The 13,064-nt window shown below is 72.2% G+C and carries 10 protein-coding genes; 7 read left to right on the top strand and 3 right to left on the bottom strand.

Annotation, left to right across the window (positions count from 1 at the left end; genetic code table 11):
- Both GUY60_RS23870 and GUY60_RS23875 read right to left on the bottom strand, forming a co-directional pair.
- On the bottom strand, positions 1-999 hold a 999-nt coding region (locus tag GUY60_RS23870; protein ID WP_512700839.1), incomplete at its 3' end, for a type I glutamate--ammonia ligase.
- A 31-nt stretch (positions 1,000-1,030) separates the two neighbouring features.
- Positions 1,031-2,662, bottom strand: a complete 1,632-nt coding sequence (locus GUY60_RS23875) for an ATP-dependent DNA ligase (protein WP_161701159.1) — start codon at positions 2,660-2,662, stop codon at positions 1,031-1,033.
- 53 nt (positions 2,663-2,715) lie between these two features.
- On the opposite strand from GUY60_RS23875, the gene GUY60_RS23880 reads away from it, so the two are divergent.
- Together GUY60_RS23880 and GUY60_RS23885 are read left to right on the top strand one after the other, a co-directional pair.
- Positions 2,716-3,144, top strand: coding sequence for a guanyl-specific ribonuclease (locus GUY60_RS23880; protein ID WP_161701161.1), 429 nt, complete (start codon positions 2,716-2,718; stop codon positions 3,142-3,144).
- Positions 3,141-3,485 carry a barstar family protein gene (locus tag GUY60_RS23885; protein WP_161701164.1) on the top strand — a complete coding sequence of 115 codons (345 nt, stop codon included), beginning with the start codon at positions 3,141-3,143 and terminating at the stop codon, positions 3,483-3,485. The genes GUY60_RS23880 and GUY60_RS23885 overlap by 4 nt, the downstream gene beginning before the upstream one ends.
- Before the next feature lie 93 nt (positions 3,486-3,578).
- Here GUY60_RS23885 and GUY60_RS23890 read toward each other — a convergent pair whose 3' ends face one another.
- Positions 3,579-6,896 carry a S8 family peptidase gene (locus tag GUY60_RS23890; RefSeq protein WP_312866403.1) on the bottom strand — a complete coding sequence of 1,106 codons (3,318 nt, stop codon included), beginning with the start codon at positions 6,894-6,896 and terminating at the stop codon, positions 3,579-3,581.
- A gap of 304 nt (positions 6,897-7,200) precedes the next feature.
- On the opposite strand from GUY60_RS23890, the gene GUY60_RS23895 reads away from it, so the two are divergent.
- The 5 genes from GUY60_RS23895 to GUY60_RS23915 all read left to right on the top strand — a co-directional run.
- Positions 7,201-8,658 carry a GuaB1 family IMP dehydrogenase-related protein gene (locus tag GUY60_RS23895; RefSeq protein WP_161701176.1) on the top strand — a complete coding sequence of 486 codons (1,458 nt, stop codon included), beginning with the start codon at positions 7,201-7,203 and terminating at the stop codon, positions 8,656-8,658.
- 246 nt (positions 8,659-8,904) lie between these two features.
- The gene (locus tag GUY60_RS23900) at positions 8,905-9,882 is read left to right on the top strand and encodes an RNA polymerase sigma-70 factor (RefSeq protein ID WP_161701168.1); all 978 of its coding nucleotides are present in this window, start codon (positions 8,905-8,907) and stop codon (positions 9,880-9,882) included.
- Positions 9,883-10,142: 260 nt separating this feature from the next.
- Entirely contained in the window at positions 10,143-11,645 is a 1,503-nt protein-coding gene (locus tag GUY60_RS23905; protein WP_161701170.1) for an amino acid permease, read from the top strand.
- Between the two features lie 10 nt (positions 11,646-11,655).
- A complete protein-coding gene (locus tag GUY60_RS23910; protein ID WP_161701172.1) occupies positions 11,656-12,108 on the top strand; it encodes an Lrp/AsnC family transcriptional regulator in 453 nt (150 codons plus the stop codon).
- Between the two features lie 170 nt (positions 12,109-12,278).
- Positions 12,279-13,064 (top strand): carbon-nitrogen hydrolase family protein (locus GUY60_RS23915; protein WP_161701174.1); only part of this gene is annotated, 786 nt, incomplete at its 3' end.

Below are 13,064 nucleotides of genomic sequence, written 5' to 3' on the forward strand. Positions count from 1 at the left end.
CTGGAACGCGCCGGCCCAGCGGGAGGGTTCCAGGCGGAGGTGGCTGGCGGGGGAGGGGGCGCCGACGGCGAGGAGCGCGGGCAGGGCGGTGAGGATCCCGGCGAGGAACGACTCGGCCCGCCGGGTCATACCGAACGGCCCGGTGCCGCCCGCGCACAGGTTGCGGCCGTCCTGCCACAGGCTCAGGTGCAGATGGCGGCCGTTGCCGACGGCGCCGGGCGTCACGGCCGGGCCGAACGCCGGGGTCAGCCCGTGCGCGAGGGACACCGCCCGGATCGTCTCCCGTACGAGCACCGCCTCGTCGGCCGCGCCCACCGGGTCCGTGGGCGCCACCGACACCTCGAACTGGCCCGGCGCGTACTCGGGATGGAGCTGCAGTACGTCAAGACCCTGCGTGGCGAGGGCGCTGAGCACGGCGTCGGTGTACTCGGAGAGCTCCACCAGGCGCGTCATGCCGTACGCCGGGCCCGTGCACGCGGGCGCGCCCTCGCGGCTGACCACCCACTCCGTCTCGAAGCCCATCCGCAGCGTGAGGCCGTGCTCGGCGGCGCGTTCGGTCATGCGCCGGGCGAACTGCCGCTGGCAGCCCGGGTAGGGGGCGCCCCGCTGGTCGAAGCGGTCGACCGGCGCCCAGGCCCAGCCGGGCTGGGCCGCGAGGGCGGTGAGGCGGCGCAGGTCGGGCACGAGACGCAGGTCGCCGTCCGGGCCGCCGGTGTGCCGGCTGGACGTCATGGAGTCGTCGACCAGATAGATGTCGAAGACCGGCGACATCCCCACGCCCCGCTCGACGGCGGCCGCGAGGCGGCCCAGGGGTACCCCCTTCATCCGGGTGAGGCCCGCGTTGTCGACCCAGGTCAGGGCCACACCGTGGACGCCGAGCCGGTCGAGCCGGGCGAGCAGCGGGTCGAGGTGCGGGGTCCGGTCAGCGGGTGCGTACAGGGCCGTGCGGTGGTCCGTCTTCGCCCCGGGGGCCGCGTTCGTCTCAGCGTCTGCGTTCATGTCTGGCGCATACCCCGTCCCGACCGCCGCGTCATGCGTCGTCGGCGCCTTCGGTCCCTTCGGCCCCTCCCGCTCCTTCGGGCCCTTCCGCTGCTTCGGCCCGTCCGGGCAGCAGGCCGAGGACCGTCTCCACCGTGTCGGCCGTCGCCGCGGCCTTGTCCTCGCGGTAGCGCACCACCCGCGCGAAGCGCAGCGTCACCCCCTCCGGATAGCGCGAGGAGCGCTGCACCCCGTCGAACGCCACCTCCACGACCAGCTCGGGCCGCACCCGTACGACCCACTCCGTGTCGTCCGCGTCGTCGGCGCCCTCGACCGGTACGGCGAGTTCCGGGAGGCGGGCGGTCTGCCAGTCGAGCAGCGCGTCGGTGAGGCCCTTGAAGGTCTTGCCCAGCATCGCGAACGAGCCGTCCGCCCGCCGCGCCCCCAGATGCAGGTTGGACAGCTTCCCGGTGCGCCGCCCGTGCCCCCACTCCGCGGCGAGCACCACCAGGTCCAGGGTGTGCACCGGCTTCACCTTGACCCAGGACGCACCCCGGCGGCCCGCGCTGTAGGGCGCGTCGAGGCCCTTGACCACCACGCCCTCGTGGCCGCGTGCAAGGGTGCGGGCCGCGAACTCCCGTGCTCCCGCGCGCAGTTCGGGGTCGGCGGTGTCCGGTACGACGAAGCGCCGCACCCGGCGTGCCTCGGGCGTGATCCGGGCCAGCTCGGTGTGGCGGTCGCGGGCGGGCAGGTCGAGCAGTTCGCGCCCGTCCACCGACAACAGGTCGAAGAAGACCGGGAACAGCGGCAGCGACTCCTGGGCGCCCGGCACGTCCAGCCGGGACCCGACCCGGCCCGCGATGTCCTGGAAGGGGCGCGGCCGCCCCGCCGCGTCCAGGGCGATCACCTCCCCGTCGAGCACCGCCCGTGCGGCACCCAACTCCCGTGCCGCCGCGATGACTTCGGGCAGCCGGGTGGTGATCTCGTCCAGAGTGCGGGTGAAGACCCGTACCGTCTCGCCGTCGCGGTGCACCTGCACCCGGATGCCGTCCAGCTTCTCCTCGACGGCGCACGGGCCGAGCGTGTCCAGGGCCTCGTCCACGTCCCGTGCCGTCTTCGCGAGCATCGGCAGCACCGGGCGGCCCACGTCCAGGCGGAACGTGTCCAGGGCCGCCGCCCCGTCCGCGACAAGCGCCTCGGCCACCACGTCGAGCCGCCCCGCCAGCATCACCGCCCGGCGCACCGCCTCCGGCTCCACCCCGACCGCCACCGCCAGGGCCTCGGTGGCGGCCGCGTCCAGGGCGCCCTGCCGCAGCTCCCCGCCGAGCAGCCCGGCCAGGAAGCGCTGCTCGTCCTCCGTGGCCGCCGCGAGCAGCCCGTGCAGCAGCCGCTTGCGCTCGCCCTGCGCGCCCTTCCCGGCGACGGCCGCGATCAGGTCGAACGTCTCGTGCACATCCCGTACGCCGAGCGTGGGCGCCACGGCCGGGGGCGGCGGTTCGCGGAACGCGGTCCAGCCGATGCCGATACGGCGCTGCGGCAGCCGGCCCGAGAGATAGCTGACCACCAGCGGAGCCTCGGTCGCGGTCATCGTGGCGAACAGCGCGGCGAGCAGGTCCCGCTTCTTCGAGCGCGCGCTGGTCGCGGCCAGCTCCCGCGAAGTCCTGGCCAGGTCGGCGAGCAGCATGGCTTCATGGTGGCGCAGGGCGGCCGTGACCGCCCTGTGGCAGCATCGGCCGCATGATCCGCCGCCCCGCCCGCGCGCTGACCGTGCTCCTCGTCTGCCTGGGGCTGCTGCTCGGCGGGGCGCTCACCGCCTGTACGCCGACGCGCGGCGACGCCGCCAAACCGTCCGCCACCACGGCCGCCGCCACCCCGGACTGGGCCCGCGGCCGGGCCACCGTGCCGGCGTCCGCGCTGCCGGGCGAGGCCAGGGAGACGCTGCGCCTGATCGACTCCGGCGGGCCCTTCCCGTACGCCAAGGACGGCACCACGTTCGGGAACTTCGAGCGGGAGCTGCCGCGGCAGGAACGCGGGTACTACCGCGAATACACGGTGCGCACGCCCGGCGAACGGGACCGCGGAGCACGGCGGCTCGTCACCGGGCGGGGCGGGGAGATCTACTACACCGACGACCACTACCAGACGTTCAAGGCGGTCCTGCGATGACCCGGCACACCCCCGGCCCCCTCACGGCGCTGCTCGACGCCGCCCGCACCGCGCGCCTGCCGACCGCCGTGCTCGCCCTCGGCGGGGTCACCGACAAGGCCGCGTTCATGGAGCGCTGCGCCCGCGACCTGGACCTGCCCGGCTGGTTCGGCCGCAACTGGGACGCGCTCGCGGACTCGCTGACCGACCTCCCCGAGGGCACGCTGCTCGTGGTGCGCGGCTGGCAGCAGTACGCGACGGTCCGCCCCGAGGAGTGGGCCGTCGCGCAGGAAGTGCTCGGCGACAGCGCGGGGGAGCGGCTCACCGTGCTGCTCGCCCTCGACCCCGCGGGCCAGGACTGACCGGCGGGCCAGGACTGACCGGTACGCGAAGCGGCCCGGACCCGCTGGTGATCCAGGGGTCCGGGCCGCCGCTCGGAACGGCTCAGCCGTCCGTCACTTGCCGCGGTACGCGTCGTAGACCGACACCGTGGCCTTGTTGCCCTTCTTGTCGGTGACCTTGGCGTGGAAGGCGATGCCCTTGCCCTTCGCCGGGTTCTTCACCGTGACCTTGCCGTCCTTCACGTCGAGGCGCTTCCAGGACTGGCCGTAGTCGTAACTCGCGTACACGTAGAGCGACTTGAGGTTGCCGCCCGCCGCCGCGCCCTGCACGGTCACCGGGACCGTCATGGACTTGCCCGCCGGGGCCGTCGAGTCGAGGCCGAGCTTCGGGCCGAACCGCGCCGTCGACAGCGGCACCGTCGCCGACGTGGCCCGCTTCGAGCGGAACGTCCAGCTCGCGTCGATCCGCCTTGAGACGCCCGCGACCTTCGCGTCCCGCTGCACGGACGTCGTCAGCTTGTACGCCGCGTCGCCCGCCGGGACCGTGAACTGGCCGCTGCCGTCCAGCGGATCGGCGTTCTCGACCAGCTTCTTGCCGTCGCGGTACAGCGTCGTACGCACCGACTTGTACAGCGAGCCACCCGCGTGCCCCTTGCCGTCGGCGAACAGCGGCAGCGAGCCGTACAGCTCGTCGCCGTCCCGGTAGAGGCCGTGGTCACCGCCCACGCGCGGGCCGAACACCCCGGTGTTGAAGACCTTCTCGTACGCCTTGCCCGGCGCGAACAGCTGCGCCTTCCCCAGCGAGTACGCGGCCTCCTGGATCGGGAAGCCGTCCGGGTCGACACCGCCGTACTGGTCCATGTCGAAGGTCCACCGCGCCTTGTCGGCGGTCGAGACGTACAGGGTGCGCACGCCCGGCAGCTTCTGCGGGGCGGGTCCCGTGGAGACGGTGGACGAGTTCGGCAGCTCGCCGATCGCCCAGACGCCGCCCGTCCTGCCCGGCGCGGAGGCGCCGAGTCCGACCCGGACCGCGGCCAGTTCAGCCTTGCGCACGTCCCGCTTGTAGCCGTTGGCGAGCTGCTTCACCTTGCCGCCGAGCACCACGTCGTACTCGGACGACGCGTCCCGCGTCCACTGGCCCGCCCACGACTGGGTCAGGCCCTCGCCGACGGCGGGACCGAGGTGCCGGGTGCGCAGCGCCGCGAAGGACGGAACCGCGAGGGACGAGCCGAAGTTCATCTCCTCGGTCGCGAGGTCGTACGACATGGCCGCGAAGCTGTTCTCCGCCGCACCGTCGAACAGCTTCACGTCGACCGGCTTCGTGGTGCGCGCGTCCAGCTCGATGGTCGTGTCCTTGGCGATGTCCAGCTTCGGCCGGGACAGCGCGTCCACGCCCTTGGCCGCGTCGTCCTCGTCCACCGACACGGTCGAGTCGAGCACGTAACCACCCCTGGGCACCCGCAACTTGACGGTGCCGGACGGGTCGTGCGGGAACTCCTCGAAGTCCGAGGCCGCGCCCGAGACGCCGAGCAGGAACGAGTACGCGTTCGGCGCGGGCTTGCCGTCCCTGCCGGTCGCCTTCAGCGTCAGGTCGTACGACTCGACCTCCCGGTCCACCGCGGCCGCGGTGCGCACCGACTGGCCGCCGCCGCTCGCCACGATGTGCGCCGAGTACCCGCCGTCGAGGGTGCCGCCGAGCTTCGGGTTCGCCGTCACGTCGGCGCTCGCGGTGCCGCCCGCGGGGACGGTGATCTGCTTCGCGCCGAGCGTGAAGAAGCCCGCGGGGGCGGGCTTGCCCTTCGGGTCGGTGCCGGTGGCCGCCAGGTCCAGGGTCACGTCCTTCGTACCGAGGTTGCGGTACGTGACCTTCCGGGTGATCGGCTTGTCGTCGGTGTGCGGCCACTCGGCGACGCCGAAGCTCACCGACACCGGCTCGGCGACCACGGTCTGGTCGAGCGCCCGGTCCACGGCGATCCGGCCCGAGCCCTGCTCGAACGCGGTGTACTTGCCGGCCACGGTCGACGCGGTCAGCGCGCCCTTCAACTCCGGCTGCTTCCAGTCGGGGTGGCGCTGCTTGAGCAGGGCCGCGGCGCCCGCCACGTGCGGGGTCGCCATCGACGTACCGGAGATCGTCAGATAGCCCTCCGGGTTCTGGCCGACCTCCTCGTCGATGACGCTGCCCGGTGCGGCCGCCGCGGTGGTGTCCACGCCGGGCGCCGTCACATCGGGCTTCACCGCGCCGTCGCCGATCCGGGGGCCGCGGCTGGAGAACTCGGCCAGCGCGTCCTTGTCGTCGACGGCGCCCACGGTGAGCGCGGCCTCCGCGCTGCCGGGGGAGCCGACGGTGCCCGCGTCCGGACCCTCGTTGCCCGCGGCGATGGCGAAGAGGGTGCCCTTCTCGGCGGAGAACTTGTTCACCGCGGCCTCGAGCGGGTCCTCCTCCGGGGTGTCGCCGCCGCCCAGGCTGAGGTTGACCACATCGGCCCCCTCGGCGACGGCCCACTCCATGCCCGCGATGATGCCGGAGTCGTCGCCCGAGCCGAAGTCGTCGAGCACCTTGCCGTCGAGCAGCTTCGCGCCCGGCGCGACGCCCTTGAACTTGCTGTTCTTCGCCCCCGTACCGGCCGCGATGGACGCGACATGGGTGCCGTGGCCGTAGCGGTCCTTGGCGTCGTCGGCGCCGGAGAAGTTCTTCTCCGCGATCTCCTGGCCCTTGAGGTCGGGGTGCGTCTGGTCGACACCCGTGTCCAGGACGGCGATCTTCACGCCCTTGCCGTCGTACCCGGCGGCCCACGCCTTGTCGGCGCCGATCTGCTTCGTCGACTTGTCGAGGCTCGCCTTACGGGTGCCGTCCAGCCAGATCCGGTCCACGCCGGACGCGGTGGAACGGGCGCCCGCGCCGCGCTCGCTGGTCAGCGCCCGCCACAGGGCGGCGGTGTCGGCGGCCGGGGTGGTCAGTGCCTCGGCGTTCAGCGACTTCAGGGTCCTGCGGACCTTGGTGCCGCCCGCGTCCCTGACCTCGCCGCGGGCGCCGGCTGCGGCCCCGCGGTACCGGACGATGACCTTCAGGCCCTTCGCCTGCGCGGCCCGGTTCGCCTTCCCGGAGAGTTCCGAGATGTCGAAAAGCCGACGGTCGATCCTGCCTTCCGCGAGCAGCCTGCGGGCGTCGAGCGGCAGCACGTACGTCCGCCCGTTTGCCCGGAACGTCTGCACGGGTATCCGCTCGCGGCCCTTCGCGGCTTCGACACCGCGCACTTGGCCCTTCGCGTCGACCAACACCCGGTCACCGGTGATCAGTTGGACGCGATGGTGTCCGGAGGCGCCTGCCGCCGCCCCGGTCGGTGTGCCCTCGGCCGCGTACGGGGTGGTCAGCCCCGCTGTGAGAGCAACTGCCGCCGCAGCGGCGACAGTTGTGGCACTCGCCCTCTTCACTTGTCTGCGCAACTCTCCCCCTGGAGATCCTGAGGCCGGAACTCCGGCGCTCGAAGCGCGAAGTATGCCGATGTCAAGGGGGCCCGCTCAATGGCCTGGGGCACTCCACGGATCGGTTGGTCCTCTTTCGGACATTCACGCCGCGTACGGACCCGTCCGACCTGCTTGGAGCTCCTTGGAGGATCAGACCAGTGGCCCGGCCGTTGCCTGGAGGATCTGTCCGGGGGGCGTGATCCGGATGCCATGGGAGAATGAAGTACGTGCGTTTCCTCGGCTGACCTGCCCGAGGGTCACCTCCGAACGACTGGATGTTCAGCACGTGCGTTTCCTCAATGACATCAAGCCGCCGTACGACCTGACGTACGACGATGTGTTCATGGTGCCGAGCCGTTCCGCCGTCGGCTCCCGTCAGGCCGTGGACCTCTCCGCCCCGGACGGTACGGGCACGACGATCCCGCTGGTCGTGGCCAACATGACCGCCATCGCCGGGCGCCGTATGGCCGAGACCGTGGCCCGTCGCGGTGGCCTCGTGGTCATCCCCCAGGACATCCCGATCGAGGTCGTCACCGAGGTCATCGGCTGGGTCAAGACGCGCCACCACGTGCTCGACACCCCGATCACGCTCACCCCGACGCAGACCGTCGCCGACGCCCTGTCGCTGCTGCACAAGCGCGCGCACGGCGCCGGAGTCGTCGTCGACGCCGAGAGCCGCCCGGTCGGCGTCGTCACCGAGTCCGACCTGAACGGCGTCGACCGCTTCACCCAGCTCTCCGAGGTCATGTCGAAGGAGCTGCTGCTCATCGACGCCGACATCGACCCGCGCGAGGCCTTCAACAAGCTGGACGCCGGACACCGCAAGGTCGCCCCCGCCGTCGACGCGGACGGCAAGCTCGTCGGCATCCTCACCCGCAAGGGCGCGCTGCGCGCGACGCTGTACAGCCCGGCCGTGGACGCGAAGGGCAAGCTGCGCATCGCCGCCGCCGTCGGGATCAACGGCGATGTGGCGGGCAAGGCCCAGCAGTTGCTCGACGCGGGCGTGGACACCCTCGTCATCGACACCGCGCACGGCCACCAGGAGTCGATGATCGAGGCGATCCGCAAGGTGCGCGCCCTCGACCCCCACGTCCCCATCGTCGCGGGCAACATCGTCGCCGCCGAGGGCGTCAAGGACCTCATCGACGCGGGCGCCGACATCATCAAGGTCGGCGTGGGCCCCGGCGCCATGTGCACCACGCGCATGATGACGGGCGTCGGCCGCCCGCAGTTCTCCGCCGTCCTGGAGTGCGCCGCGGAGGCGAAGAAGTACGGCAAGCACGTCTGGGCCGACGGCGGTGTCCGCCACCCCCGCGATGTCGCCATGGCGCTGGCCGCCGGCGCCTCCAACGTGATGATCGGCTCCTGGTTCGCCGGGACGTACGAATCGCCGGGCGACCTCCAGCAGTCCGCCGACGGCCGCTTCTACAAGGAGTCGTTCGGCATGGCCTCGGCCCGCGCCGTGCGCAACCGCACCAGCGACGAGTCCTCGTACGACCGGGCCCGCAAGGCCCTCTTCGAGGAGGGCATCTCGACCTCGCGGATGTTCCTCGACCCGACCCGTCCCGGCGTCGAGGACCTGATCGACTCGATCATCGCGGGCGTCCGCTCCTCCTGCACTTACGCGGGCGCGGGCTCCCTCGCCGAGTTCGAGGAGAACGCCGTCATCGGCATCCAGTCCGCCGCCGGATACGCCGAGGGCAAGCCGCTGCACGCCAGCTGGCAGTAGCCGCAACAGCACCGCCTACGGCCCCGATCGTGTCCGCACGGTCGGGGCCGTGGTGCGTGCGGCGGCGGTCAGTCCGCCAGGGGCGCGAACGGTGGCCTGACGCACACCAGATGCCGCCCGCCCGGCGACTGTGACAGCCCGGTTGTGTGACGTAGGCCACGGGGCACGGGTGTCACAGGGCGGCCGTGACCGGCGTCCTGTGCGTGACCGATGAGAGCGACGCGGACAGCGGGAGCGGGAGCGGCCATGAGCGAGCGCGAGCACACGGGCGACGTGACGGCCGCGGGGGACGTGACGGACGTGACGGACGTGGGGAACGCGGGGCACGCGACGGACGCGAGGGACGCGGATCGCACCGCCACCGAGTGGTTCGTCGCTCACCGGAACCTGCTGTTCACCGTGGCCTACGAGCTGCTCGGCTCAGCCGCCGACGCCGAGGACGTACTGCAGGAGGCCTGGCTGCGCTGGGCGGCCGTCGACCTCGCCACGGTCCGCGAACCGCGCGCCTACCTGGTCCGTACGGCCACCCACCAGGCGCTCACCCGGCTCCGGACGCTCCGCCGCCGCAAGGAGTCCCACGTCGGGCCCTGGCTGCCCGAGCCGCTGCTCACCGCGCCCGATGTGGCCGACGTGGCCGACGACGTGGAGCTTGCCGACTCCGTCTCGATGGCGATGCTGCTCGTCCTGGAGACGCTTGCCCCGACCGAGCGCGCGGTGTTCGTGCTGCGCGAGGTGTTCGACCTCGGGTACGACGACATCGCCCAGGCCGTCGACAAGAGCCCCGCCGCCGTACGCCAGATCGCCCACCGGGCCCGCGTGCACGTCGCGGCGCGCAGGCCGCGCCAGGTCGTACCGGCCGCCGAGACCCGAAGTGCGCTCGACGCGTTCCGGCGGGCGGTCGAGACGGGGGACCTGCGGAGCCTGCTCGACCTGATCGCACCGGACGTCGTCCTGCTCACCGACGGCGGCGGGGCCGTACCCGCCGCGCTCGCCCCCGTCGTGGGCGCCGCCGCAGTGGCCCGGGTCCTGGCGCGGCTCGGCGCCGCCGTGGCCCTGCACCCGGCCCAGGTCAATGGTCATCCGGCGCTGACGGTCCGGCGCGACGGCACGGTCGACACCGTCCTCGCGGTGCGCCTCGACGGCGGCCTCGTCACCGGCCTGTACGCCGTACGCAACCCCGCGAAGCTGTCCCGCCTGGACCGTGAGACCCCGGTCGGCCGCTGAGCGCGGAGGGCGTCCGGGTTGTGGCAATGGTCACGTTCGCGCAGCGATCGAGAGCTGATGTGCAACGAACTCCCGTATTTTCCGGGGGTACGCAACGATGTTGCCCGAATGCGCAAGGTTGCTTCATTACGCAAGTGAACCCGTACGACCTAATGTCATGCGCTGTACTTCGTCTGGCGGTGACCGCCTGCTCGGTGGTCACCCTCCCTGGGGTCCGCCGCGGGTCGCTGCCCACAGCCCGCAGTGAAGAGGAGCCCCGAGTGCTCGACCAAGGCGCCGCCCCGCCGACACGCGACTCACAGCCACCGACCGGACTCGGCCGCCGGGTGATGCGCCGCAAGCCCGTGGACCTGCTGGTCGCGGAGGGCGGCCAGGGCGAGGGCGGCACGCTGCGGCGCTCGCTCTCCATGTGGCAGCTGACGATGATCAGCATCGGCGCGACCCTCGGCACCGGCATCTTCGTGGTGCTCGGCGAGGCCGTGCCCAAGGCCGGTCCCGCCGTCACGCTCTCCTTCGTGATCGCCGGCCTCACGGCCCTCTTCTCGGCCCTTTCGTACGCCGAACTCGCGGGCACCATCCCGGTATCGGGCTCCTCGTACTCGTATGCGTACGCAACGATGGGTGAGCTCGTCGCCTGGGTCTGCGGCTGGTGTCTGGTCCTGGAGTACGGCGTCTCCGTCGCGGCCGTCGCCGTCGGCTGGGGCGAGTACCTCAACGAACTCCTCGCCGGGACCATCGGCGTGACCATCCCGGACGCGCTCTCCGCGCCGCCCGGCGACGGCGGGATCTTCAACCTGCCCGCGCTGATCGTCGTGCTGCTCGCCATGGTGTTCCTGCTCGGCGGCGCCAAGGAGTCGGCCCGCGCGAACACGATCATGGTCGCCGTGAAGATCGCCGCGCTGCTCCTCTTCTGCGCCATCGGCGTCATGGGCTTCAAGTCCGGCAACTACGCCGACTTCATGCCGCTCGGCATGGCCGGCGTCAGCGCCGCGGGCGCCACCCTGTTCTTCTCGTACATCGGCTTCGACGCCGCCTCCACCGCCGGTGAGGAGGCCAAGAACCCGCAGCGCGACCTGCCCCGCGCCATCATGCTCTCGCTGGTGATCGTGACGGCCCTGTACGTCCTGGTCGCAGCCGTCGCCGTGGGCGCCCGCCCCTGGAAGGGCTTCACCGACTCGGAGGCCGCGCTCGCCGGGATCATGAAGGACGTCACCGGCCAGCCGTTCTGGGGCACCGTCCTCGCCGCGGGCGCCGTCATCGCCATCGCGAGCGTCGTCCTGACCGTGCTCTACGGCCAGACCCGCGTCCTCTTCGCGATGTCCCGTGACGGGCTTGTGCCCAAGGCGTTCTCCAAGGTCAGCCCGCGCACCGGGACGCCGCGCGTGAACACCGTGATCGTCTCGCTGTTCTGCGGTGTCCTCGCCGCCGCCATCCCGCTCGGCCAGCTCGCCGACGCCACCAGCATCGGCACGCTTTTCGCGTTCGCCCTGGTCAACATCGCCGTCATCGTGCTTCGCCGTAAGCAGCCCGACATGAAGCGCACCTTCCGGGTGCCGCTCTCGCCGCTGTTCCCGCTGGTCGGCTTCGGCTTCTGCGTGTGGATGATGTTCAGCCTCGACGCCATCACCTGGGTGGTGTTCGGCGTGTGGATGGCCGTCGGCCTCGTGATCTACTTCGGATACGGCCTGCGCCGCTCCCGCCTGCACACCCAGGGCGCCGAAGGAGCCATCGCGGCCGTCAAGGAATCCGGCCAAGAGAAGTGAACCGCCCGCCGTGCTGAACGAACTCGATGAACGGATCGTGCACGCCCTCGCCGAGGACGCCCGCCGGTCCTTCGCGGACATCGGCCAGATCGTCGGCCTGTCCGCGCCCGCCGTGAAGCGCCGCGTCGACCGGCTGCGGGCGACCGGGGCCATCACCGGCTTCACGGTCCGGGTGGACCCGGCGGCGCTCGGCTGGGAGACCGAGGGGTTCATCGAGATCTACTGCCGGCGCAATACCTCGCCGGAGTCGATCAAGCGCGGTCTTGAGCGGTACCCCGAGGTCGCGTCGGCCTCCACCGTCACCGGTGAGGCCGACGCGATCGTGCAGGTCTTCGCCTCCGACATGCGGCACTTCGAGCGGGTCCTTGAGCGGATCGCCGGCGAGCACTTCGTGGAACGGACGAAGTCCGTGCTTGTGCTTTCGCCGTTGATGCGGCGCTTTACTTCTGGGGCGCCCACGTAGTTCGTGCGGGGCGGGGAGAAGAACAGGCCTGCGCAACAGATCGCCGCAGACAGCCCCGAACACGCAACACATCACGCAAATGCGCGCAACGGACGCGCCTTGTCCGTGCCCGACCGGCGACCGTACCGTCATGGAGTCCCCGCACACCCCCGCCCCGCCGAGGTCCGCCCATGCCGTCGCCGCTCCGTACCGCCCTGCTCCAGAGCTCTGGACGGCCCGGTGATGTCGCCGCGAATCTGCGCATCCTGGACGAGGCCGCGGGCCGTGCCGCCGACGCCGGGGCGGGGCTGCTCGTCGCGCCCGAGATGTATCTGACCGGGTACGCCATCGGCGACGACGTGCGACGGCTCGCCGAGCCCGCCGACGGGCCGTCCGCCGAGGCCGTCGCCGCCGTCGCCGCACGCCACGGGCTCGCCGTCCTCTACGGCTACCCCGAGCGGGACGGCGACGCGGTCTTCAACTCCGCGCAGGCCATCGGCCCCGACGGCACCCGGCTGCTCAACTACCGCAAGACCCACCTCTTCGGCTGCTTCGAGCAGGAGCACTTCACGCCCGGTGGCACCCCCGTCGTCCAGGCCGACCTCGGCGGCCTCCGGATCGGTGTGCTGATCTGCTACGACGTGGAGTTCCCGGAGAACGTACGGGCGCACGCCCTCGCCGGGACCGACCTGCTGCTCGTACCGACCGCGCAGATGCACCCGTACCAGTTCGTCGCCGAGTCCCTCGTGCCCGTGCGGGCCTTCGAGAGCCAGATGTACGTGGCGTACGTCAACAGGACCGGTCCGGAAGGGGAGTTCGAGTTCGTCGGGCTCTCCACCCTCGCCGGTCCCGACGGGGTGGCCAGGGCGCGGGCCGGGCGGGGCGAGGACCTGGTGATCGGCGATGTCGACCCGGAGTTCCTGGCCGCGTCCCGCGCCGCCAACCCGTACCTGCGGGACCGCAGGCCCGGCCTGTAC

Source organism: Streptomyces boluensis, assembly GCF_009908195.1.
GTDB classification, from domain to species: domain Bacteria; phylum Actinomycetota; class Actinomycetes; order Streptomycetales; family Streptomycetaceae; genus Streptomyces; species Streptomyces boluensis.

What these genes read in the sequence shown, in the direction of transcription:
- GUY60_RS23875 (WP_161701159.1), bottom strand. Translation starts at nt 2,662, where the DNA reads ATGCTGCTCGCCGACCTGGCCAGGACTTCGCGGGAGCTGGCCGCGACC.
- GUY60_RS23880 (WP_161701161.1), top strand. Translation starts at nt 2,716, where the DNA reads ATGATCCGCCGCCCCGCCCGCGCGCTGACCGTGCTCCTCGTCTGCCTG.
- GUY60_RS23885 (WP_161701164.1), top strand. Translation starts at nt 3,141, where the DNA reads ATGACCCGGCACACCCCCGGCCCCCTCACGGCGCTGCTCGACGCCGCC.
- GUY60_RS23900 (WP_161701168.1), top strand. Translation starts at nt 8,905, where the DNA reads ATGAGCGAGCGCGAGCACACGGGCGACGTGACGGCCGCGGGGGACGTG.